18 protein-coding genes and 2 tRNA genes are annotated in these 24,685 nt (G+C 47.3%); 8 read left to right on the top strand and 12 right to left on the bottom strand.

Annotated elements, in window-relative coordinates:
* Positions 1 to 9 precede the first annotated feature (9 nt).
* On the top strand, positions 10 to 1,455 hold the full coding sequence (gene gatA / locus AB6805_RS31085; protein WP_370913335.1) for an Asp-tRNA(Asn)/Glu-tRNA(Gln) amidotransferase subunit GatA: 1,446 nt from the start codon (positions 10 to 12) through the stop codon (positions 1,453 to 1,455).
* A gap of 10 nt (positions 1,456 to 1,465) precedes the next feature.
* On the top strand, positions 1,466 to 2,743 hold the full coding sequence (locus AB6805_RS31080) for a lytic transglycosylase domain-containing protein (RefSeq protein ID WP_370913334.1): 1,278 nt from the start codon (positions 1,466 to 1,468) through the stop codon (positions 2,741 to 2,743).
* Positions 2,744 to 2,822: 79 nt separating this feature from the next.
* On the opposite strand, the gene AB6805_RS31075 is transcribed toward AB6805_RS31080, so the two are convergent.
* The 3 genes from AB6805_RS31075 to gap form a co-directional block, all read right to left on the bottom strand.
* Positions 2,823 to 4,235 carry a cation:proton antiporter gene (locus tag AB6805_RS31075; protein WP_370913333.1) on the bottom strand — a complete coding sequence of 471 codons (1,413 nt, stop codon included), beginning with the start codon at positions 4,233 to 4,235 and terminating at the stop codon, positions 2,823 to 2,825.
* Positions 4,236 to 4,372: 137 nt separating this feature from the next.
* The gene (gene pgk / locus AB6805_RS31070; RefSeq protein WP_370913332.1) at positions 4,373 to 5,566 is read right to left on the bottom strand and encodes a phosphoglycerate kinase; all 1,194 of its coding nucleotides are present in this window, start codon (positions 5,564 to 5,566) and stop codon (positions 4,373 to 4,375) included.
* 163 nt (positions 5,567 to 5,729) lie between these two features.
* Positions 5,730 to 6,746: a type I glyceraldehyde-3-phosphate dehydrogenase gene (gene gap / locus AB6805_RS31065; protein ID WP_370913331.1), complete on the bottom strand. Its 1,017-nt coding sequence runs from the start codon at positions 6,744 to 6,746 to the stop codon at positions 5,730 to 5,732.
* A gap of 140 nt (positions 6,747 to 6,886) precedes the next feature.
* Here gap and AB6805_RS31060 point away from each other — a divergent pair.
* A tRNA-Glu gene (locus AB6805_RS31060) sits at positions 6,887 to 6,958 on the top strand.
* A 58-nt stretch (positions 6,959 to 7,016) separates the two neighbouring features.
* Here AB6805_RS31060 and AB6805_RS31055 read toward each other — a convergent pair.
* The 4 genes from AB6805_RS31055 to AB6805_RS31040 all read right to left on the bottom strand — a co-directional run bounded on the left by AB6805_RS31055 (position 7,017) and on the right by AB6805_RS31040 (position 9,686).
* Complete coding sequence (locus tag AB6805_RS31055) at positions 7,017 to 8,162, bottom strand: C1 family peptidase (protein WP_370913330.1); 1,146 nt, start codon at positions 8,160 to 8,162, stop codon at positions 7,017 to 7,019.
* 7 nt (positions 8,163 to 8,169) lie between these two features.
* Entirely contained in the window at positions 8,170 to 8,604 is a 435-nt protein-coding gene (locus AB6805_RS31050; RefSeq protein ID WP_370913329.1) for a hypothetical protein, read from the bottom strand.
* A gap of 90 nt (positions 8,605 to 8,694) precedes the next feature.
* Positions 8,695 to 9,141, bottom strand: coding sequence for a hypothetical protein (locus AB6805_RS31045; RefSeq protein WP_370913328.1), 447 nt, complete (start codon positions 9,139 to 9,141; stop codon positions 8,695 to 8,697).
* Positions 9,138 to 9,686, bottom strand: a complete 549-nt coding sequence (locus AB6805_RS31040; RefSeq protein WP_370913327.1) for an RNA polymerase sigma factor — start codon at positions 9,684 to 9,686, stop codon at positions 9,138 to 9,140. Before AB6805_RS31040 ends, AB6805_RS31045 begins: the two co-directional genes overlap by 4 nt.
* 291 nt (positions 9,687 to 9,977) lie before the next feature.
* Between AB6805_RS31040 and AB6805_RS31035 the strand changes: the two genes are divergently transcribed.
* The 3 genes from AB6805_RS31035 (at position 9,978) to AB6805_RS31025 (ending at position 14,203) form a co-directional block, all read left to right on the top strand.
* Positions 9,978 to 10,664, top strand: coding sequence for a DUF1345 domain-containing protein (locus AB6805_RS31035; protein ID WP_370913326.1), 687 nt, complete (start codon positions 9,978 to 9,980; stop codon positions 10,662 to 10,664).
* 111 nt (positions 10,665 to 10,775) lie between these two features.
* A tRNA-Glu gene (locus tag AB6805_RS31030) sits at positions 10,776 to 10,847 on the top strand.
* A gap of 158 nt (positions 10,848 to 11,005) precedes the next feature.
* Positions 11,006 to 14,203 carry a two-component regulator propeller domain-containing protein gene (locus AB6805_RS31025; protein WP_370913325.1) on the top strand — a complete coding sequence of 1,066 codons (3,198 nt, stop codon included), beginning with the start codon at positions 11,006 to 11,008 and terminating at the stop codon, positions 14,201 to 14,203.
* Between the two features lie 41 nt (positions 14,204 to 14,244).
* Here AB6805_RS31025 and AB6805_RS31020 read toward each other — a convergent pair whose 3' ends face one another.
* From AB6805_RS31020 to AB6805_RS31000, 5 genes are read right to left on the bottom strand one after another with little or no spacing between them, the layout of a single operon-like run.
* Entirely contained in the window at positions 14,245 to 15,648 is a 1,404-nt protein-coding gene (locus AB6805_RS31020) for an MBL fold metallo-hydrolase RNA specificity domain-containing protein (RefSeq protein WP_370913324.1), read from the bottom strand.
* 33 nt (positions 15,649 to 15,681) lie between these two features.
* The gene (locus tag AB6805_RS31015; protein WP_370913323.1) at positions 15,682 to 16,191 is read right to left on the bottom strand and encodes a DUF4442 domain-containing protein; all 510 of its coding nucleotides are present in this window, start codon (positions 16,189 to 16,191) and stop codon (positions 15,682 to 15,684) included.
* A gap of 7 nt (positions 16,192 to 16,198) precedes the next feature.
* A complete protein-coding gene (locus AB6805_RS31010; protein ID WP_370913322.1) occupies positions 16,199 to 16,702 on the bottom strand; it encodes a thioredoxin family protein in 504 nt (167 codons plus the stop codon).
* Between the two features lie 28 nt (positions 16,703 to 16,730).
* Positions 16,731 to 18,722: a polyphosphate kinase 1 gene (gene ppk1, locus AB6805_RS31005; RefSeq protein ID WP_370913321.1), complete on the bottom strand. Its 1,992-nt coding sequence runs from the start codon at positions 18,720 to 18,722 to the stop codon at positions 16,731 to 16,733.
* 6 nt (positions 18,723 to 18,728) lie between these two features.
* Positions 18,729 to 19,991 (bottom strand): Pycsar system effector family protein, encoded by a 1,263-nt coding sequence (locus tag AB6805_RS31000; protein WP_370913320.1) that lies wholly within the window; start codon positions 19,989 to 19,991, stop codon positions 18,729 to 18,731.
* 162 nt (positions 19,992 to 20,153) lie between these two features.
* On the opposite strand from AB6805_RS31000, the gene AB6805_RS30995 reads away from it, so the two are divergent.
* A complete protein-coding gene (locus AB6805_RS30995) occupies positions 20,154 to 21,002 on the top strand; it encodes a hypothetical protein (protein WP_370913319.1) in 849 nt (282 codons plus the stop codon).
* Entirely contained in the window at positions 20,999 to 24,652 is a 3,654-nt protein-coding gene (locus AB6805_RS30990) for a BamA/TamA family outer membrane protein (RefSeq protein ID WP_370913318.1), read from the top strand. The genes AB6805_RS30995 and AB6805_RS30990 overlap by 4 nt, the downstream gene beginning before the upstream one ends.
* Positions 24,653 to 24,685: the final 33 nt, after the last annotated feature.

The following is a 24,685-nucleotide window of genomic DNA, read 5'->3' as shown; positions in this document are numbered from 1 at the left end:
GGTTTAGTCTTGTCTGAATTCAGCAGTATAATCACTTTCCATAAAGCATTATACGCCGGCAGCACAAGCTGTGCGGAGAGGGTGCGTTATTACCTCGACCGTATAGCTCAGTTAAAACACTTGAATGCCTTCCTGGAAGTATATGAAGAGGAAGCCCTGGAGAAAGCGCGCGAGCTTGATACCCGCCTCAAAAACGGGGAAAAGTTGGGCGCACTCGCGGGTGTAGTGGTAGGTATTAAAGATGTGATCTGCTATAAAGGCCATAATGTAAGCGCCGCTTCCCGGATACTGGAAGGGTTCAATTCCCTGTTCTCTGCCACCGCCATCGAAAGATTGCTGGCAGAAGATGCTATTATCATCGGTAATCTCAACTGCGATGAATTCGCCATGGGGTCTACCAATGAAAATTCCGCCTATGGCCCCACGCTGAATGCACTGGATAATACCCGCGTACCAGGCGGCTCCTCCGGGGGCTCTGCCGTAGCAGTCCAGGCAGACTTATGCCAGGTAAGTCTCGGTAGTGATACCGGCGGCTCTGTCCGGCAACCGGCCGACTTCTGCGGTATAGTTGGCCTGAAACCCACCTATGGACGTATTTCGCGCTACGGACTCATCGCTTACGCCTCTTCATTTGACCAAATAGGCATTTTTGGCAAGAATATTGCCGATGTGGCGTCAGTTCTACAGGTGATTGCGGGCCCGGATGAGTTTGATAGTACTGCTTCCCAAAAAGAAGTACCGGATTATAAAGCAGACCTGGAAAACAATAAAACATTCAAATTTGCGTATTTAAGGGATGCACAGTACCACGATGGGCTGGACGCAGAGATGAAGAACGGCTATATTGATTTCTTTGAAAGTTTGCAGTCTTTGGGTCATACGGTATCAGGAAAAAGTTTTGAATACCTCGACCATGTAGTTCCAGCATATTATGTACTGACTACAGCGGAAGCATCCTCCAACTTATCCCGGTTTGATGGGGTGAAATATGGACACAGAACCGCTGAAAAGAACCTGGATTTGACAGAATTTTACAAAAAAAGTAGATCCGAAGGGTTCGGGAAAGAGGTAAAACGTCGTATATTACTGGGGACTTTTGTGTTGAGTGCGGGCTATTATGACGCATATTATACTAAGGCACAACAGGTTAGGCGTCTTGTAACAGAAAAACTCAACGATATATTAGAAGAATACGACGCCATTTTAATGCCAACTGTGCCATCCACAGCATTTAAATTAGGGGAGAAGACTGATGACCCTATAGCTATGTACCTGGCTGATATTTATACGGTACTGGCAAATCTGGCAGGGGTTCCGGCTATATCCGTTCCTTTGTACCGGCATTCAAACGGAATGCCATATGGTGTACAGATCATCACAAAGAAGTTTAGCGAAGCAAACTTGTTACATATAGCGCATCAATTGATGGCTAAGGAGCAGGTTACTGTTGTTTAAAATAAATTGTATGAGAAAAATCTTTTTACTACTGCTGTTGCCAGCAATAAGTTTAGTGAGTGTGAGTGCAATGGGGGGCAATAGCAATCCTAAAGAGATGGCGTATCCGGTATTTTCACCCGATACCTCTGTAGTAAAGCTGAATCACAAGGTACGTTTACCAAAAGATACTGCTTTATTGCCATCGCCAACATCCGTGGCAGTGAAGAAAGCTGCTCAGAGCCTGCCTAACACCATTCGCAGTGCGAAAGTGTATGAACAGATCAACAATAACCTGGTTGCCGGTTACGTAAGTAACTATGCCACCCGGTATAGTCAGCATCTGCAAATCATGATCGATAAAGGACAACCCTATTTCAATATGATTGAAAAGGTGTTCCGCGATAATGGTATCCCTGAGGAAATGAAATACCTCGCAGTAATCGAATCCAGCTTTAATACCAATGCCCGTTCCAGGGTAGGAGCAGTAGGCGCCTGGCAGTTTATGGCCGGAACCGCCCGTATCTTTGGTTTGAGCGTAGGTAAGAAAATTGACGAAAGAAAAGATTTCTATAAATCTACCCTGGCCGCTGCCCAGTTCCTTAATCAGCTGTATGCACAGTTCGACGACTGGTTACTGGTAGTTGCCGCTTACAACTGCGGCGCAGGTGGCGTTCAACGCGCTATCAAAGCCAGCGGACGTACCGATTTCTGGGGCATGCAATACTTCCTGCCTGCAGAATCACGTAACCATGTTTACAAATTCATTGCTACCGGTTATATCCTCGATAAGTTCAATAACTTCTTCGGTGTAAGTGAAGATAACACCATTACTGTAAATGTGCCTGTAGCAGATAACCTGTCTGCTCCCGTTGCGAGAGGCCCGTTAACAGAAGAGGAGATCTTCAATACGGTGGAAATCAATGTAACCGGCAAATACCGCCTGGAAGCAATTGCAAAGAAACTGGATATGAACGTGGCCGAATTAGACCGCTTCAACCCGGGCTTCTCCAAAGCAATGGCCAGCGCCGAAAATAACTACGACCTGCGCATCCCTAAAGAAAAGATGAAGCAGTTCATGGCAGAAAAAAATGAAATGCTGAAAGAATCTGTTCAGATGACCCTGGACGATAAAGCAGTTGGGGTAGATAAATCCAAATTCCCGCCACCGGTGAAAATGGCAGAAAAGAATACCACCGCTAAAAAAGCAACTGCTACCAGCAGCAAAAAACATTATTCTTCCAAAAAGCATCATTATACCGCTAAAAAGAAGACAGCTGTTAAAAAGAAAACTACCACAAAGAAATAATCACCCGCAAGGGTATACGAAATAAAAAAGAGACCGGTGATCATCACCGGTCTCTTTTTTTATTGTTAATAAGCTCATATCAGGTAGTAAGTAAGCCTTTACGTCTTTCACTGAAAGCTACCAGGTCCAGCAATGGTCCGGTCATAAAGGTGGTGGCCAGCGCCATCAGCACCATCATGGCAAATATCTCCGGCGATAAGATGCCGAGGTCAAACCCGATATTCAATACCACCAGCTCCATTAATCCCCGGGTATTCATTAATGCGCCAATAGAAACTGACTGCCGCCAGCTTTGACCCATTAACCGCGCTGTGATGGTACTGCCCCCAAATTTCCCCGCTACAGCCACCAGCATGATCATCCCAAATACTACCCAGAGATCGCCCTGGTTCAATAAACCAATATGCGTTCTTAACCCGGTATACACAAAGAAGATAGGAAGCAGTAGTAATACGCTCACATCTTCCAGCTTATCTGTCAGCAGTTGCCTGATATTGGTGCCATGAGGCATGATCACACCCGCCAGGAACGCGCCAAATAAGGCATGTATTCCAATCACTTCCGCCACCCATGCAGATATCAGCAGCATAAAAAATATCAGGGATACTGCTGCTTTCTGATGGCCTTTCGCCATTTGTGCCTGCATGGTTCTGTTCAGCCAGGGGCGGACGAGCAGTAACATCACGGCTACAAATGCAATTGCCAGTAAAATGGTCACGAGGGCACTCACTATCCCGCCGGCGTTCACAATAGCCACCACTACCGCCAGGATACACCAGGCGGTAATATCATCTGCGGCGGCGCAGGTAATGGCCATGATGCCCAGGGGCGTATTGGTTAGTTTCCGTTCCTGTACAATCCTCGCCAGCACCGGGAAAGCGGTAATACTCATGGCGATGCCCATAAACAGCGCGAAAGATAAAAAGCTGACATTGGCAGGAGCAAACTGCGTAAAAAGGAAATATGCCAGCCAAACCCCGAGGAAAAAAGGAATAATAATACTGGCATGACTGATCATTACCGCGTCATGCGCTTTATTCCTGATTTTACTGATATCCAGCTCCATCCCAACAATAAACATAAAGAAGGCAAGTCCTATCTGGCTGAGGAACTGGAGGTTTTTCAACGAATCTGCCGGGAATAAAAAACCGGAAAATGACGGCGCCACCCAACCCAGCAGGGAAGGACCCAGCAATACACCCGCGATGATTTCACCCACCACTGCCGGTTGCTTCAGTTTATTGGCGATCAGTCCGAATACCCGCGCTGCCAGCATGATCAGGATGATTTGCAACAGCAACAGTCCAAGCGGGTGTTTCAGATTTTCCAGGTAGCGCCACCAGCCGCCGGTGGCCATAGCCGTCGCTGCCGGTGCAGGAGCAATAACCGTGTGCGCATTCACCGGTAAAGATTGTCCCTTCTGAAGGATTACCCAGATCAGCGCTGCAAAAACGCCAATAATCACAGGGTACCAGAGAAAGCGTTTAGTCATGACAGGAAATATTAATGGTTAGCTGCAAGATATAAAAAAGCAAAAAGCTATTACGGGGATAGACCGCTGCAGCAGGTTAAATCTTTGCATACGGTTATCGCTGTAATAGCTTTTTGTGGATATAATTAGCCGGCAGTTTAGCTGATAGCGGCAATTCCCGGCAGTTCTTTTCCTTCAAAGAACTCCAGTAATGCGCCACCACCGGTGGAAACATAACTTACTTTATCTGCAATACCGAACTGGTTTACTGCAGCAACAGAGTCGCCGCCGCCCACCAGGGAGAAAGCTCCTTTGGCAGTAGCCGTTACAATGGCTTCGGCCACGCCTTTGGTTCCAGCCTGGAAAGCAGCCATTTCAAATACGCCCATTGGTCCATTCCATAAAATGGTATTGGAGGCAGCAATGGTTTCGCTGAAAAGGGCTACAGACTTAGGTCCTATGTCGAGGCCCATCCATCCGGCAGGAATATTATCGTTGGAAACTTCCTGGGTATTTGCATCTGCTGCAAACTTATCCGCTGCAATGGAATCTACCGGCAGTAACAGTTGTACGCCTTTTTCCTTTGCTTTGGTCACCAGTTCATTCGCCAGGTCCAGTTTATCATTTTCGCAGAGGGAGCTGCCAATTTCTTTGCCCTGGGCTTTCAGGAAAGTGTAGGCCATACCGCCACCAATGATCAGGTTGTTGGCGCGGTCCATCAGGGTTTCGATGATCAGGATCTTATCGCTCACTTTAGCGCCGCCCAGTATTGCAGTAAAGGGAGATGCGGCGTCGTTGAGTACTTTTTGTGCGCTGTTTACTTCTGCTTCCATCAGCAAACCGAACATACGGTTCTCCGGTGCAAAGTATTGTGCAATCACTGCCGTGGAAGCATGTGCACGGTGAGCGGTACCAAATGCGTCGTTTACGTATACGTCGCCCAGTTTAGAGAGCTGTTCAGCAAATGCGGCATCACCTTTTTCTTCGGTTTTGTGGAAACGCAGGTTTTCCAGCAGCAGTACTTCGCCCATTTGCAGATCGGCAGCCGCTTTTTCTGCCACAGGACCTACGCAGTCTTCCGCAAATTTAACGGTTACGCCACCCAGTAAGGAAATGAGGTGGTATACCAGGTGTTTTAAAGAGTATTTATCGGTAGGACCATCTTTCGGGCGACCCAGGTGAGACATCAGGATAACGGCGCCGCCATCTTTCAGGATTTTCTGGATGGTAGGAACTGCTGCACGCATACGGTTGTCATCCGTGATCTCGAATTTATCATTCAGGGGCACGTTGAAGTCCACGCGGATCAAGGCTTTGCGGCCGTTGAAGTTATAGTCAGAAAATTTGCTCATAATGTATCAATTTAAGATAACGAGAAGGGGTAAATTAAAAAACCGCGGTACCAACAGCGCAAAGCGAGTATATAACCAGGTAATGCTGGCCAATTGCTGCTATGGTGTAGTTCCGCGGAATTTAAAGACTCCCGGTTTGCACCGGGAGTACCTGTTATAATTATTATTTGCTGATCAAACCGGCGAAGTACTTCACAGTACGCACCAGCTGAGATACATAGCTCATTTCGTTATCGTACCAGGAAACGGTTTTAACCATCTGGTGCTCACCTACAGTCAGTACCCTGGTTTGTGTAGCATCAAACAGGGAACCGAAGTGGATACCGATGATGTCAGAGCTTACAATTTCATCTTCGGTATAACCGAAAGATTCGTTGGAAGCAGCTTTCATAGCGGCGTTAACTTCGTCAACCGTTACTTTTTTATTGAGGATGGTAGTCAGCTCAGTTAAAGAACCGGTGATGGTAGGAACGCGTTGTGCACTACCGTCCAGTTTGCCTTTCAGTTCCGGTAATACCAGGCCGATAGCTTTTGCAGCACCGGTACTGTTAGGTACGATGTTGGCCGCAGCAGCACGGGCACGGCGCAGGTCACCTTTCGGATGCGGCGCATCCAGGGTGTTCTGGTCGTTGGTGTAAGCGTGAACGGTGGTCATTAAACCGGTAGCAATACCGTAGCTGTCCTGCAGTACTTTCGCCATAGGAGCGAGACAGTTGGTGGTGCAGGATGCGCAGGAAATAACTGTTTCGCTGCCGTCCAGGATTTCGTGGTTTACGTTGAAAACAATCGTTTTCAGATCACCTGTAGCAGGAGCAGAAATAACAACACGTTTAGCGCCGGCAGTAAGGTGAGCGGCCGCTTTATCCCTGTCAGCAAAGAAACCGGTACATTCGATCACTACATCGATGTTATGTTCTTTCCAGGGAATTTGAGACGGATCTCTCTGTGCATATATCTTCACATCTTCACCGTTCACATTGATTGCGCTTTCAGAATGCTTAACGTCTGCATCGAATCTACCCTGTGCTGAATCGTATTTCAGCAAATGCGCCAGCACGTTGGGGCTGGTGAGGTCATTGATAGCTACCACATCAATGCCGGGCATTTTGTAAATCTGGCGGTATACCAAACGGCCGATACGACCGAAACCATTAATACCAATTTTGAGAGTAGTTCCCATTTTACATCGTGATTTGAGTATGAAAAAATCGAGAGCGAATTTACAATCAATACCCTTATTAATCAATATAATTTTAGGTTATGAAAATATTTTTTGGAAATTTAGAATAACATCCTACATTTGCAATCCGAAAATGATGCGCCGCGTTGGTCAAGGGGTTAAGACGCCTCCCTTTCACGGAGGAGTCACGGGTTCGATTCCCGTACGTGGTACAAATAAAAAGGGTTCTTCTGTTTGGAAGAACCCTTTTTTATTTACGCTTTCTCACTCTTAAAAAAGCTTACGCCTGGTTGAATTCGTCAGCCCATCTTTGTGAAGCAACACGGAGATTCCTTTCATTTTCATATAAGGAACGCTCAGATAAATGAATCCCTGTCTCCCTGCTTCAGATCCCCACGAATTTTTAGCTTTATAATAGATGTTGCCGTACTGGTCTTTCAGCTTGCCGGTAATATGCACAAGGTGGTCGTCTGTAGTGCTGAAATCCTCAAAGGAAGATTGCCGCATTTCCTGGGTCACTTTCTTTTCCGGCCGGGCTTCCGTAAGTATCAGCTCCTTATCTTCCTGCTTTTCAGGTAATACTGCTAATTCTGCAGTAAATGTAGGCTCGGTCCCATCCAGGTCGAGGGCGAGGGAAAACCCTGCATCGATCGCGTGATCTATGTTTGCCATAAATTCATCGAGGGGCAGGTTATAAAACCGTTCATTGGCCCAGTTTGCCGGGATACTCAATACAAAGGGTTTATAGAAAGGAACATCCGTAAAAGATGTAATGGTCAGGTAATCATCCGGATTTAACCGGGTATAGGCAAGAAAGCTCATAGGGGTATATGTCTTTTCTTCATACAGGAATTCATCCGGCGCCTTTCCTAAAAAACTATCCAGTTTGGCAGGGACCTCCTTTTTCCATCCGGCGCCCAGCTTATTGGCAGGGTCAGCATATTTTTTTACGGTGCTTTCCAGCTCTTTAAACATCGCGGAATGGTTATGTTCCGTATGTCCGTTTAGCAGGCCGGTATATACCGTTTGCGGTAATACCCCGAATTCAACTGAGCTGATGATGGGATCATGATTAAGGCCGCCTTCAGTAAAGCGCGCAGTGCCTTGCCGCAGGATATAATTCCTGGCTTTCAGTAAATAGGCGCATCTCACAAAATACATTTCTGAAAGATCAATTTTTTCTCCTTTCAACCGGATGATCTCGGACTCCAGGAAGGAAGTGGTGGAAAAACTCCAACAGGTACCCGAAGCGTTCTGGCTGATAACCGGTAATGCGGGAACTTCCGTTAAAACAGAGAAAACGTAGCTGCTTTTTCGCTGCGGCAACGTAGCAACCTTTTCAGGTTTACTGTTACAGGCCTGGATAACGGGCAGCAAAAGCAGGAATAATAAAGCAAGTAGCAGATCTTTTTTCATAACGGGCTTACAATGTTTCTTTTCTCTTTTTCAGATAATAATAATACCCGGCGAAACCTAACGACAAGCTGAAGGCCAGCATGCCTGCTGAAAGCCATCCGGATGGAAAGCTGTTCACTACTGCGCAACCGATACCGGCACTCAGTAACAGGAAAAAATATTTCGCTGCATAGTCTTTACTTTCCACACCAATCCGCAGCATCTTTTCTACTTCACTGACATCAATCCCCCGGCTGATCATCTTGCTTTTAAGACGATAATTAAGCAGCATGCGGATCAGCGTTAACAAAAAACCCGTTACTACATAGAACAGCAGGATGATGATGACGGTACGGATAATTACATCGGGAACATAGGTGCCATTGGCAAGCGTGAAACCGCCATCAGCACTTCCGGAAGCCATGTGCGCATTTAATAAACGGACTAAAATTATTTTCTTCATCTGCGTAAATTGTTTAGTGGTGATGAAGCCGGCGTGAGTCAAATGCGTTATTTATCATTAGACCTTCATACCGGTTTTCAGGTTGCAGTTTTACTCAAGATTCAATGTCCTGATCTTTTTCCGGTAAGTGTTATATAGTTCCATAAACTGCATGATCAATACGCCAGAGAACAGCAGCAATTCCGGCACGAGGCCCACCGCAGCGATGCCTGAAAAGATCCAGCTGATCGTACTCCAACACGCTATTAAACCTGCGGTCACCAGGCCGATGGCGCCAAACAGCAAGCCATACAGATACCGGGCTTCTTTTCTATCAGGTGCATTGGCTTCAGACAATAAATCAGGAATGAGATGTGCTGTTTGGAAATCCGGCAAAGGAACTTCGCTTTCTTTGATAAGGCCATACAGCATTTGGTAAGTCCTGATCTGCATTTGACAGTGGATGCAATCCGCAACGTGCCCGGCAGCCGCCGGGGCCGCGAACTCTTCAAGTGCATAGCGCTGGAGCTGTTCTTCGCTTAAATGTATCTTGCTCATAAATGCTCTTTTGAGTAATAATCAAGTAATCGTTCCTTCAATACTTTTCTTGCGCGGAACAAATAGTTTTTGACTGTTCCGGCTGGAAGTCCTGTGATGTTCATGATCTCATCAATACTGAGCTCTTCTTTATGAAATAAAGTAATAAGTGTACGGTAGACAGGTGGCAACGCAGCACTGAGCTTTTCCAGGATCTCTGCTCTTTCTTTCAGAGAAAGTAGCTGGCTGGCATCTAGTGTATCCTTATTGATTTCCTGCCAGGCGCTTTCGCGTAAAAGCAATTTATCATCATCAGGAATGCCGGTCAGTTCCGGCCTGTATTTTTGCAAATGGTCTAAACAGGTAGTATAGCTGATTTGCGCAACCCAGGTAGACAGCCGGGATTGAAAACGGAATTTCGGAAGATACCTGAATACCTTGAGATAGATATCCTGCATCAGGTCTTTTCTGTCCGACGGGTTACTAATCATCTTAAAGATAATATTTGCTACCAGTTTTTCGGTGCTGCGGAGCAATAGGGTAGCCGCATGAGGGTTGCCCTCCATGATTTTTTTTATCATGTCTTCATCTGAAAGAATAGGAGGGCGCCCTGGGTACATCGTATATATCAGACGTCATAAACAGAAAAAGGTTGCAGGAAGCAGTTGTTTCTAATGCCGGGTTTCTCAGATTTCTTCCAAAATGTTTAACAAAGATCTTACTCGTTCAGTCATTTTATATGCTACGAAATATCTGTTGGATATTATTTTAAGAGAATGGATAATGCCACGCGAACTTCCTTGCGGCAGGTAAGATGCTCTTATTTTTAGGTATCTTTAGAGATCAAGTTGTCTGCTATGAAAAAAAAGAAAGTTGCTTCCCTGTTGGTGAGTATGCATCCGTTACAACGGGTGCTGGTGAGTTTGGGATTCACACTCCTGGTGTTTATTGCTTTTTTATTGCTGAAGATAACAATGCATCCGTTGGTGCTGACTGCACTGTTATGGGATATCTTCGCCATTTCCTATATCACTACCGGCTGGATCGTTTTTTTTAACCGCACCATTGAAGAAATCCGCACCTGGGCGAGGATAGATGATGGCAGCCGCACTTTCGTTACATTAACAGTGGTAGTAGCATCTGTGGCGAGCCTGGTACTGGTGTTGTTAATGATGTTGTCAAAAGAACTGACCGGTCTTTCAAAGATCCTGTATCTCCCGGTGGCCGTTTCCGGCATGCTGGCTTCATGGACAATGGTACATACTACGCTCACTTTTCATTATGCCCATTTGTATTACGACGATGCAGAAGATGACAATACCAAACAGGCGGAAGGACTGGAGTTTCCCAAGGAGAAAAAACCGGACTATATCGACTTCGCTTATTTCGCTTTCGTGATCGGTATGACATTCCAGGTTTCCGATGTGGAAATCACCGGCAGAGTGATCCGTCGTACAGCATTAGCGCATGGTTTATTGTCCTTTTTGCTGAACACGTTTGTGGTAGCATTAACGATAAATTTAATCGCCGGATTGAAACAATAAGTCCGCCTGGCTACCGTGTTTTCTTCATAATCTTCTTACCTTTGATAAAGAATCGAAAAAAAGTTTTGGTTTGTAAAACATTTTCCTATCTTTGCAATCCCAAACGAAAATGCCGCGTTGGTCAAGGGGTTAAGACGCCTCCCTTTCACGGAGGAATCACGGGTTCGAATCCCGTACGTGGTACAAAAAAGAAGGACTTCTGCGAAGAAGTCCTTCTTTTATTTCAGACATTTTATGCTCATTCCCCCGCGAAAGTTTTGCTACAAAGTTGTCTCCTGCAACAAATTCACAACAACATTTAGTACATTTATTCCAACAGCACTCCTTTCCCTGAAACTGAAATGATTAATGGTCCTATAAAGGCACACGACCAACGATGGCAAACTGTAGTCAGGTATAGCTTTTACCTGCTGTGGATGATATTGTCCCTCACCAACGCCAATGCCCAGAAACGGGGAAATGCTACCTACAACTTCACCCACCTCGATATCAGCAACGGGCTGGCCAGCAATCACGTTTCCGCCATTATGCAGGACCGGAAAGGGTTTATTTGGATTGCCAGCACCGCATTACAACGTTACGACGGCACAAACCTGGTAACAGTGGCCAGCTTCGACAGGGTACCCGGTTCTATCTATTACGACGACATTTGCCTTTGTGAAGATAGGAAAGGCCGCATCTGGATGGGAACACCCGATAACATCCGGGTATATGACCCCGCCACCGACCAGGTAAGAGCCCTCCTGGTAGCCGGCAGGGACGTCCGGCCGGAGGGGCTGCAATGCAGCCAGATCCTGGAAGATCACGATGGCGTAATATGGGCCACCACGCACGACGGACTGCTACGCTTCGATGAAAAGTTATTTCACTTTCAGAAAGCGTCCATCATCCCTGAAGAAGTCCGCATCCAGATGATGGATGCCATCATGGAAGATGAAAGCGGTAACCTCTGGATCAGCGGAAAACACGGTGTATATATCCTTGACCGCCAACGGAAAAATTTATACAATGCGGCCAATAACCCGCAGCAACTGCCGGTACTCAACATCGATAATACCTTCAAGAAAATATTTACCGATCCCTATCACCAGGTATGGCTGGCCGGCAGACACGGACTTTTATACAACTACGATCCCGCTTCCCGCCAACTCTCGCATTATACCTTCGATGCTCCGGAAGGCAAAAAGTATAATGAAGCCTATGATGCCATCTTCGACCTGGTAACCGACAGCGATAAAAATCTCTGGATAGCCACCGAAAAAGGCGGCATATTCCGCTATAACCGCGAACTGAAACGCTTTGATCTGAACATCGCCGCCGACAATGCAGACGAAAAAGGATTTCATTATACCTACGAAGCCAATTGCTTTCTCAGCGACCGCGAAGGCCACCTCTGGATCGGTACCGACCTGGGAATAAATATCCTTAGCCTGCACAACAAAACATTCCGTATCCTGGATAACAGAACCACTTTCGCTAACACCCAACAACACCTGCCGGCAACGGAAGTAACCGGCGTTTTCCAGGCTTCCAACGGCGATGTGTACATAGGATACTGGGGAAAAGGCTTCAGCCGCTTAAATGCCAACCTGGAACTGATCCGCAACTATGTACACGACAATGGCGACCCCGCATACACACTCCCGGAAGAACGGGGACTGGTATGGACTTTCGCAGAACTGAAAGATGGGACCATCCTCGTCGGACAGGAAAATGCATTCGTCTCGCTGTTTAATCCCGCCACCGGGAAATTCATAAAACACCTCACATCGCCCGTACTCTATGAACAAACAATACTCAACCTGAAACCACAACACGATACCACCGTTTGGATAGGACTATACAAACGGGGACTCGCCAGCTGGAACCCCCAACAAAATACTTTTCAACACTATCATGAAATAACAGATTCCCTGAAAAGACCCGTTTCTGTAATGGATATCGTTCCGGATGGAGATTCCCTCCTGTGGCTCGGCTCCAGCAGTGCAGGCCTTATACAGTTCAATACCCGCTCACGCCGCATTACCCACCGGCAAACATTTGAACTGGATGCAAAAGTATACAGCAATATCACCTCCCTCCGCCGTTTTAACGACACCACATTACTGGCTGGCACCGATCACGGGCTGTGGGTTTATAACACGCTGCGCCATACCTATAAGCCGCTCCTCATCAACACTAACCTGTTCGATCAGTGGGTGCTGAGCATGGAAGAAGATGGGCCAGGCAAAATATGGTTTACCACCCAATATGGATTTTATCGCTATCATGTGGCAGACAACCGCGTGGAAACCTTCATCGAGGGTGATGATATCATCGATAACACCCGCAAAGTAAGACGCCGCCTCGTAAAACTGGATGATGGCAACCTGCTCGTAGGCGCTTCTGATCATATTGTGACCTTCGATCCCACCAGCCTGCGCGTAGCGCCACCACCACCGGATGTTACTATTGTAAACCTTAAAGCACTCGATAGTATAGTGCTGATCCATGCCGCGCTGCAAGACAGTGTGCCGGTAACACTCAGCTATAAACAAAACTTTATCAGCATAGAATTTAAAAGCCTGCAATACCACGAAGAAAAGATCCGCTATTATTATCAGCTGGAAGGCGTAGATGAAAACTGGGTGCTTACAGATAATTTACTGGTAGCAAAATATACCAACCTGCCTCCCGGTAATTATACCTTCCGCGTGCGTGCCGTAAATACCGCGGGCACCTTCTCTGAACATATCACTGCATTACAGATCTTTATTAAACCCGCCTTTTGGCAAACCTCCTGGTTCCGGCTATTATGCCTGCTGCTGGCAGGTTCACTGGTATACCTCTACTACCGGCTTCGCATTGCAGGTATTAAAAGAGAAGCAAAACAACGCGAAGCTATTCAACAACAAATTGCCCAGCTGGAAATGAAAGCGCTGCGCGCCCAGATGAACCCGCACTTTATTTTTAATGCGCTGAACTCTATCCAAACCTTTATGATGAAAAGCGAAACAGAACAGGCCCTGGCCTACCTGAGCCGCTTCGCAAAACTGATCCGCAACGTACTCGATAATTCACAACTCAATAATACCACCGTAGCACAGGAAATCAGCGTGCTGGAAAATTATATGGAGCTGGAGAAACTCCGCTTCAGCGACGAGTTTGAATACGAAATCATCGTCGACCCCACTCTCGACGCCAACATGGTGGATGTACCCACCATGATCATTCAGCCATTCGTGGAAAATGCCATCTGGCACGGGTTACTGCACGATAAAGGAAAAGGCAAAGTAACCATCACTTTTAAAAAAGTAGATGACCGCATTTTATGTACCATAGAAGATAACGGTATCGGAAGAGAAAAATCTGCAGCCATGAAGCGCCTGAGCAAACCCCGCCACCAATCCCGCGGACTGCAAATTACCCGCGACCGCCTCTCACTGTATAACAGCCGCTTTAATGTAGATGCCAGCTTCGATATAGAAGACCTGACAGATGAAGAAGGGAAAGCACTGGGAACAAGAGTCAACCTGTGGTTCCCGTTTGTGGAAGAATAGCAAATGGGAAAGCAGTAAGCCTTCCCATTTACCGGAATATTTTAGGCAAGACCGGTTTCATAATGCCGCTCCGGAATCTCAATATCCTGGAAGCCTTTTTTAAACAACCATGCCTTGAAGATTTGCTGCACATCATACTCCCCGTGTACCAGGAAAAGTTTTTTTACTTCTTTTGGTTGCTGACACGCCAGCCACTGGCCCAGATCTTCATAGTCGCCATGCGCACTCATAGAACGGATCACGCCTACCGCCGCATTTACATGGAAACGGGTACCATAAATAGAAACCTCTTTGGCCCCACGCATCAGTTTACCACCGAGCGATTGCGGCTCGCAATAACCCACAATCAGGATGGTATTACGGGCATTGTCAATGTTATTGGCGATATGATGCTTCACACGCCCCGCTTCTGCCATGCCCGATGCGGAAATGATCACGCAAGGTTCCTGGCGGAAATTCAGTGCTTTGGATTCATCTACCGTTTTAATGTAATGCAGTCCGGGGAAGTCAAACGGATCATCATCCTTTTTCAGGATATCAGCCACCTCCCTGTTAAATACTTCGGGATGCGCTTTGGTAACCGCAGTTGCTTCTGTCGACAGCGGGCTGTCAACAAAAATGTCAACCTTTGGTAGCTTACCCGCCAGTTGCGCATTGTTCAACGCATATAGTAACTCCTGTGTACGGCCCACACTGAAGGCAGGAATGATCAGCTTCCCTCTTTTTTCCATACAGGTTTCCCGGATATGCCGCAGCAGCTCAGCATCAGCAGGAGCGGCGTCTGCATGCAGCGTGCTGCCATAGGTAGATTCTATCAGGATGTAATCCGCCTGTGGAAACACCTCCGGCGATTTCAATATCGCATCATTATAGCGGCCAATATCACCGCTGAAAGAGATCTGCTCTGTTTTACCGTTCTCCGTGATACGCAGGTGTACAGACGCGGCGCCTACAATATGCCCGGCGTCGGTGAACATCAGTTGTATGTCCTTGTCAATGTTCGTCCAGGTACGGTAATCCATAGGCTTCAACCGGTCAATGGCCAGTTTGGCATCATCCACACTATACAACGGCTCTATAAAAGGAAGTCCTTCTTTCGCCATTTTTTTGTTGGTGTATTTCGCATCATCACGTTGTATTTCGGCGGAGTCGAGCAGCAGTATTTCCGCCAGGTCACGGGTGGCCGGTGTGCAGAAAATATCGCCTCTGAATCCAAGTTTCACCAGTCGCGGTATAAGACCGGAATGGTCGATATGTGCATGCGACAACACCATGTACGTTACTTCCTGCGGGTCAAAACCAAAGTCCCTGTTAAGAGCATCTGTTTCATGACCCATGCCCTGGAACATACCACAATCCAATAAAATCTTTTTGCCATTCTTAAGTGTGATCAGGTGCTTTGATCCCGTAACAGTGCGTGCGGCACCATGAAATGCAATTTTCATATCTGAAATTTAGCGTGAACGGAGTTCAACATTTTACGATTTACATTTAAACGACCAGGTGATCGCGAAGGAGGCAATTAACATGCCGTCTTTATCCCTGCCTTCACTATGCAGGGTTACTGTTTCAGCGGAATTATCATTTAACGCCCGCTCTATAGTAGCCCTCAGCAGCGGCAGTTCGGAGCAGGTAAAGGTGGTAAGGCCAGTCGCCTTTTTTACAAAAGTAGATTCCATGCCGGTAACGAGCATGGATACACGTCGCGGAGCGCTGCGTACATACATCATGGCGGGTAAACCGGTGCTGAGTTCTGCAGCCATCGCCAGGCAGGCAAAGTAGGTAGACCGGAATGGGTTCTGCGACAACCACCGGAAAGGAACCGTGGTTACACAGCTATTGGTTTCCAGCGATTTTAACCGTACCCCTGAAAGCCAGGCTGCCGGCAGCTTCCAGAACAGGTAGGCCGAAAACTTAAACGGATGCTGTGCAAACTTCTGAAAAGATTGCACAGCATCCGTATTAAAAGTGGTAATGCCGTTATCCATGACGATGCTATTCGTTGATATAATGGGAAGGCTGCAACGCAGCGGGTGACCATTGTTTCAGGAACTCCTGCACTTTCTTTTTATCATAGGTATCTGCCGATTCCAGCAACCCGGAATTCTGCGTATGCAGCCGGTTACCTTTCGCATCCAGTATTACCAGCACCGGGAAACCAAAACGCTGCGGATAACCCAGCTCTTTCAGCACAGGCAGGTTCTTGTTTTCCTTGCTGTAGTTAAGATGATACACTACATAATTATCATTCAGTGCCGCTTTCAGCTCGGCATCATCTTCTATAAATTTATATAATCGTTTACACCAGATACACCAGTTACCACCAATTTGCAGCAACACATGTTTCTGTTCCTTCGCTGCCTTTTTTACCGCAGCTGCCATATCCGCCTTTGCATCGGCAGCAGGATTGTAAATATGCTCCAGGTCATGTGTTTGCGCCTGCGTGGCAGGAATCGCAAAAGCTATACTCAATAACAACGTCCAAACAAACTTCTTCATAAAAAAACAATTAATCAGGATATCTAATTTACACTATATTTTGCACATACTGCTGGATGGCCAGCTGGGCTTTGGCAGGGGCCTGCAACTGCAAAAGAACAATATCTTTCAGCTGTTGCTGCAACGCCGGATCATATACCGGCACACATACCTCTATCCTGCGATGAAGATTACGGTTCATCCAGTCGGCCGAACCCATATATACTTCTTCCTGGTTATTATTATGGAAGATGAATACCCGCGCATGTTCCAGGTACCGGTCTACAATACGCGTAATGCGGATATTTTTACTTTCCGGGATATCCGGCACCAGGCAATTGATACTGCGCACAATCAGGTCTATCTGTACGCCTGCTTCACTGGCTTCATACAGTTTACTGATCATCCCTCTTTCCTGCAGGTTATTTATTTTGATGATGATCCTGCCGGGTTTCCCTTCTTTTACGTGAACAATTTCCCGGTCTATCAACCCGGAAAAACGCGTTGTCATATTAAACTGCGCTACCAGCAAATGCTGGAACTGCAAAAACTGGTAACCAGCTGGTTGCTCCCTGCTTTGAAGGTAGAGGAACAGCAGTTCCATCTCCCGGGTAATTTCCTTATGCCCGGTAAACAAAACATGATCGGTATAAAAACGTGCGGTGCTTTCATTAAAATTACCGGTGGCAATAAGGCCGCAATAATCCCACTGGTAGCCACGGTTACGCTTTACCAGTGCTGTTTTGGCGTGCACCTTCATGCCCGGAATACTATAAATAAGCTTTACGCCGGCATCCTTCATTTTCTTGGCCCAGCGGATATTATTGGCTTCGTCAAAGCGCGCTTTCAGTTCCACAAACACCGTTACCTTTTTCCCGTTCTTAGCCGCGCTGATCAACGCCTGTGCGATCTGTGAACCGGAAGCAATGCGGTACAGCGTTACATATATTTCCGCTACATCCGGGTCTGCGGCGGCTTCGTTAAAGAAGCGCAGGATGTAGTCATATCGCTGATAGGGGAGATGTATCAGCAGGTCCTGTTGTAATACCAGGTCCAGCAACCGGTCGGTAGCCACAATGGCTTTGTTTTCGGCAGGTATTACTTTGGGATAATCCACCTGTTGTAACCCTGCCGGTGCAGGCAGGTTAGCCAGGTCTTTCAGGTTATGATAACGTCCGCCCATCACCTGTTCATCCTCCTGTACATCAAACTGGATGGCCAGGAAATGCAGCAGCGACCGGGAAATGGCGGCATCATACAGGAAACGGGTAGGCACGCCTAACTCACGTTTACGGATCAACGTTTCCACTTCTTCCAGGATATCGCCTTTCATTTCGTCCATATCCATTTCAGCATTGCGGGTAAGCTTCACACTGTGACAGCTTTCCACCGTATAGCCAGGGAAAAGGTAGGACAAATGAGCACGGATAATATCGTCGAGGAAAGCAATGTAATGAATACCATCCAGCGACGGCAGCTGCTGAAAACGCGGAAGGTCGGCCGGAATATTCACAATTACAAATTCCTGTATGCCCGTATTATTTTCAGGTACCAGCGTTACCGCCAGGTACAGCTGGTTATTTTCAAGAAATAATTTTTTATGTTTCCCATTGAGCCATACTGGTTGCAAATAGGCCAGTACAGTAGTAAGGAAATAATATTTGGTAAAGGAGAGATGAGCAGTTTGGAAGGGTTGATTATAATACAATTGTACGCCCTGTGCCTGCAGATCGGGTAACACGCTGCCGGTGAAGATCTGGCCGTATTCCTGTTGCTGCCGGTTTATTTCCTGCAACACCTGTTGTAAGGTATCGCTGCTGATCGATTCATTTTCACCGGCTGCCGGATCATTTTCCAGTACCCGGTTAATCGTAAGTATAGCCGGCATTCTCACCCGGAAAAATTCATCGAGGTTGGAAGAGAAGATGGAAAGGAATTTAATCCTTTCGTATAGTGGTACCTGTTGGTTTGCCGCCATCAACAACACCCGGTAATTAAAGGATAACCAGCTGAGATCGCGGTTATATAAAGGAACACCCATGAATCATTATGCTTTTACCGGGAAGAAAATTGCTGCAATCAGGAAAGCGAATACAGAAATGATAAGACCAAACATGAAAATATTATAGGAAATACGCAGCAGTTTGTATTTATGACCCAGTACTACGCCCAGGTAATAAATGTCTCTGGTCATGCTGCTGTACAGGAATTCAGAATCATCCATCATCTGCTTTATTCCCCACTGGTATTCTTCCAGGTGCATCTTATAAAAGTTACCAAAGAACAGGAGGTTGGCATCTTTCTTTTCGATATCCGCTTTGGTGAAGATGCCGCTGGTTACATTCGGGCGGGTGGCCAGCACCGAAAAGATGACTGTGAGTACTGCCGTGAAAAGGAAAATAATGGACGGGATCACCATATTCGGATAATCTTCCAGCCGCCTTACCAGCACGCTCAATATCACCGAAATGATAATGGAATTCACCGAAATCATGATATGCGCTTTGCTGTCGGCCATAGAGCTAAGCCGGATATGATTGGTGGAAGTGGTTCTGAACATCGTTTCCACGCCACGTTCCGATTTGCCGGCTTTGTCCTTGCCCTTGTCCTTTTTCTTCTTTTCAGTGGCGGTAGCAGGCGCCTCGCCGGAAAGGTCTGTACCGGGAATGGCGGTGACAGCAGCGATATTATTTTCCGCCGCTTCTTTTGTTTTTTTCTCCAGCTTCTTTTTCAGCTTCTCCAGGTTCTCTTCTTTCTGTTGTTTAAACAAAGTTTGGGCATAGTCGGTCCAGTAATGATGGTCCGTTAAAAAAGTAATATTTGTATTCAGCCATTTGATGGCAGGAATATCGGTTTGGTAGGTAAGCTCCATTTCGTGCCGGAGCAGTTTGTTCCGGTCGGGGAACTCTTTGGACCCCAGGTGTGAGAGGTCGGCGTCACAAACAATCTGTTCTACCAGATTGTGCGGCGACTGGGGCATTTTTGTGGCCAGGATAGCGCCCTGCACCATCGACTGAACATTTTCAGGCGCCTGTTGTTGCTGTAAGAATTGCAGGGCTTCTTTGGCGCCGTTTTCTTCATGGGCACTGCCTTCGCCCAGGAGATACCCGGCGTCATGAAACCAGGCAGCCACATACACTGCCGCTAATTCGTCGTCCTGCAGGCGGTAATGAGCCGCAATTTGCCCGGCAGCCTGTACTACCTGTTGCGTATGTACGAGATTATGATAAACCAGGTTAGGGCGCGGGTGTTGCTGATACTGGGCTAAAACATAGTCCCGGGCTGCATCTATAATAGCATTCTTTTGCATAAGGAAGACGAAAATTAAGATAAGGAACTGCGAAATACGCTGTATACTTTGTACTTTTTATCGTACTAATAACGGTATGTTCGCTATTTCGCGTATTACAAATCGCAAATTGAGCCTAAGTTACTGCATTTTTGAGTTAATTTTATGCCATAAAGTTACACTATGGATGTCCGCATCGGGTTAATATTTCTCCTTTTCTTACTGTCATGTAATCTGAGCGACAGGGAACAAAAAGTATACGCCTCCCCCCGTGGTTACGATTTAAAAGAGCCGGTACGCTACCGGGTCCGGGAATCTATGCAGGAAATTTCGGGTATAGAATTATTCCCCGATGAACATAAGATCATGGCCATTAACGATGAGGAAGGACGCATCTACCAGCTGGACGTATTGGCAAAGGAACCTTACCCGCACTTTAAATTTGCAAAAGACGGGGATTATGAAGATATCTGTCACACAGATAGCGGCTGGTTTGTGCTGAAAAGCAACGGCTCCCTGTTCCAGGTCCACGGCCTGTTCACCGACAGCGTTTACAGCGATCATCACAAAATGCCTAAAACCGGGAAGAAAGAATTTGAAACCACCTACTACGATCCTTCTCATAACGGGATTGTGATGATCTGTAAGAACTGTGAAGATGATAAACGCCTTGGCGTAACCAGCGCCTACCGCTTCGACCTGGCTACCAAAACATTTGATACCACAGCTGTCTATAAGTTCAATAACCAGGAAATTGCCCGCCTGGCCGGTTCTGATATGCGGTTCTTCAAACCATCTGCAGCAGCCATTCATCCCATCGAAAAGCGATTGTACATCATCGCCTCCGTGAACGGACTGCTCGTAATTGCCGATCTTCAGGGTCATGTGCAGGAAGCCTACAACCTTAAACACCGCCTGTTCCTTCAACCGGAAGGGCTGGCCTTCGCGCCAAACGGCGATATGTATATTTCCAATGAAGGCGGATACGACGGTACCGCCAATATTCTTAAATTTACCTACAAGACCAAATGATCAGATCAACCATCATCTATATTGCCCTGCTAATTGTTACCTGTACTGCCGCCTACGCCCAGTCGCCGCAGGTAGTGAAACGTGTAATCCTTATCGGCGACGCCGGAGAACTGCACGACAACGGCAAAAACTCCGTAGTGGATGCCGTACGCAATACCTTCGACCTCCAGGACAGCCGCAATACCATCCTCTTCCTGGGCGATAACGTATATCCGCACGGGTTACCCGACTCCGCCAGCGGCAAGTTCCAGGTGGCCAAAGAAATCATCGACTACCAGATCAACCTGGTACGCGGTACCAAAGCCCAGGGGTATATTATTCCTGGTAACCACGACTGGGACAAAAGCAAACCCGATGGATGGGATATTATCCGCAACCAGCAACAGTATGTGGATTCGCAACACCTCGATAACGTACAGTTTGAACCAAAAGAAGGATGCCCCGGCCCCATTGAAGTAAAGATCTCTGATAATATCACCCTCATCATTATGGATAGCGAATGGTGGGTGTTCCCTTATCAGAAACCCGGACTGGAATCTTCCTGCGATTGTAAAGACAACGACGAGATCCTCACCAGGCTGTCGGAAATAGTGGCCACCAACCGCAACAAACTGATCATATTTGCTACCCATCACCCTTTCCGCAGCTACGGCATCCACGGAGGATATTATACGATCAAGCAACATATTTTCCCGCTAACAGACCTGCGCCCCGCACTGTATGTGCCTTTGCCGGTGATAGGTTCTATCTATCCCATCGCCCGCGGCGTTTTTGGTACCCCGGAAGATATTCCCAATCCAAAGTACCAGCAGATGGTCAAAGGAGTGGAGGCAGCCCTGAAACCACATGGCCCCGTTGTATTTGTTTCCGGTCATGATCACACCCTCCAGCTTATAAAAGATCAGCAGAACGCCTACGTGGTAAGTGGCAGCGGCGCAAAAAATAACCGCGTAAAAAAAGGCGCTAAATCCCTTTTTGCCAGTACAGATAACGGTTTTGGCACCATTGAATTAATGTCCGACAGCACCGTGCGCGTACAGTATTATACGGCTGATAACGGCGCACAACCCGTTTTCAGTAATAACCTGTTCCGCCTGCAGGATATTTCTCAACAGGCGCTTACCTATACTCCGCCGGCATCACTGCCTCCCTTTATCAGGGTAGCCGCCGATACACAGTATGTGCAGGTCTCTAACTTTCATAAAAAATTGCTGGGAGAAAATTACCGGAAAGTATGGGCCACCCCGTTGAACTTCCCGGTACTGGACCTCAAAACCGCTAAAGGCGGCCTGAAGATCCTGCAACGCGGCGGTGGAAAACAAACACACTCCCTCCGCCTGGAAGACAGCACCGGCACCGAATGGTCCATGCGCTCCCTGAAAAAGTTCCCGCTGGCAGCCATTCCTGAACAGCTGCGCGAAACCATTGCCCGCGAAGTAGTACAGGACCAGATCTCCGCCGCTAACCCCTACGCCCCGCTGGCAGTAAGCGTATTGGCGGAAGCCGCCGGTGTGCCGCACACTAATCCCACTTTTGTATACCTGCCCGCCGATAGCTCGCTCGGCATCTATGCAAACGACTACGGAAACGAAGTATTCCTCTTTGAAGAAAGAGAACCCGTTACCGGCAGCAACGATAAAACTTACAACACACCAAAGGTGCTGGCAAAGATCTGGGGAGACAATGATGAACATATTGACCAGAAATCCGTGCTCCGCGCCCGTATCTTCGATATGTACATCATGGACTTCGATCGCCATGATGACCAGTGGCGCTGGTATAAGGAAAAGCACAAAGGAGAAGAATTTTATTACCCGGTACCCCGCGACCGCGACCAGGCGTTTTTCCTGAACGGAGGTTTTATTCCCCGCCAGGCTGCCCGTCCATGGTTCATGCCGGCTATCCAGGGCTTCCGGAAAGATATCCCGGATATCAACGGCTTCAACTTCAGCACCCGTTACTTCGATCGCTCTTTCCTCAACGAAATGGATGAAGAGGATTGGAAGAAACAAACAGATAAGCTGTTAAAGAAGATGACCGACAGTGCGATCAACGCTGCTGTAAAAGCTTTTCCAGATACTATTCAGTCGCTGGTAGGTCCTATGATGATAGAGAAATTATCTGCCCGCCGCAACATCCTGGAAAAAAATATGCTGAAATACTACCGCTTCCTCGCTAAAGGTGTGGACGTGCCGGCCACAGAAAAGAATGAACTTATCTCCGTGGAAAAACAACCCGGTGGCAAAGTAGCATTGGATATATTCAAGATCAGCAAGAAAGGAGCCGTTCAGCAAAATATCTACTCCCGCACCTTCGACCCTGCTGTAACCAAAGAAGTAAATGTATATGGCATGGGTGGCAACGACCGCTTTGTGATAAAAGGCGATAACGCAACACCCATACGCATACGTCTCATTGGCGGCAAGGAGGCAGATACCTATATCGACAGCACCACCAGCAGGGCGGGCAAACGGATACGTATATACGATCAGCGATCCGGCAAAGATAGTTTCGCCCTCACCGGCAATGAACAACGCCGCCTGTCCAACGATCCTGCTAATATCAAATATAACCGCAACGCTTTCAAATATGAAAAAACAATGCCGTTACTGGCCGGTGGCTACAACCGCGACGACGGTTTGCTGCTTGGAGTAGGCTTGTCTATTACCCGCCACGCATGGCGCCGGGAGCCGTTCTCCACCAAACACCTGTTCACCGCCACCCACGCAGTAGCCACCCGCGCCTGGAACTTCCGCTATGAAGGAGAATATACAGACGTCATCGGGAAATCAGACCTGCTGCTGTTTGCAAGAGCAAAAGCGCCAAACAATACCATCAACTTCTTCGGATATGGAAACGAAACCGTATTCGATAAGTCAGATAATAAAACCATTTCCTACTATCGCGCACGGTATAACTTTTATACAGCAGAAGCATTGCTGCGTACCAGCGTAGGAAATCATATGACCATTGCGTATGGTCCCACATTCAATAACTACGCCTTTAATAAGGATGAGAATCACGACCGTTTCATCACCGACTTCGAAGACAACGGCCTGGATTCTGCCGGTATCTACGCCAATAAAGCATATGCCGGTGGTAAAATAGTGGCTACTATCGATACCCGTAACAACAAGATCATTCCTACCCGCGGTATCCTGTGGACTACCACCTACGCAGGTAACTTCGGTGTAAATGATAACAGTCACAATACTACTTCACTGCAATCGGATCTGAGCTTATACATGAGCTTCCGCATCCCGGCTAATTTTGTAATCGTCAGCCGTTTTGGTGGTGGTAAACTTTGGGGGAACTACGAGTACTTCCAGGCACTCACCGTAGGCGGCGTTCAAAACCTGCGCGGGTACCGCAATTTCCGCTTTGCCGGCGACGCCAGCGTGTATAACAATACAGAAATACGCGTGAAGTTATTCGACCTGAAAACATATCTCCTGCCCGCAGGCGTAGGGCTGATAGCCTTCAATGATATAGGCCGCATATGGCGGGAAAATGAAACCTCCCACGTATGGCACGACGGATATGGCGGCGGCGTTTACATTGCGCCCATCAACGCCCTCATCATTACCGCAGTGGTAGGGCATTCCAAAGAAGAAACAGTACCCTACATAACCTTTGGGTTTAAATTCTAAATAAAAAAAGAGGCCGGCTCATTTGAGCCGGCC

Source organism: Chitinophaga sp. RCC_12 (genome assembly GCF_041360695.1).
GTDB lineage: Bacteria > Bacteroidota > Bacteroidia > Chitinophagales > Chitinophagaceae > Chitinophaga.
The sequence above is the reverse complement of the archived record's forward strand: the minus strand, read 5'-3'. Positions and strand labels throughout refer to the sequence as shown.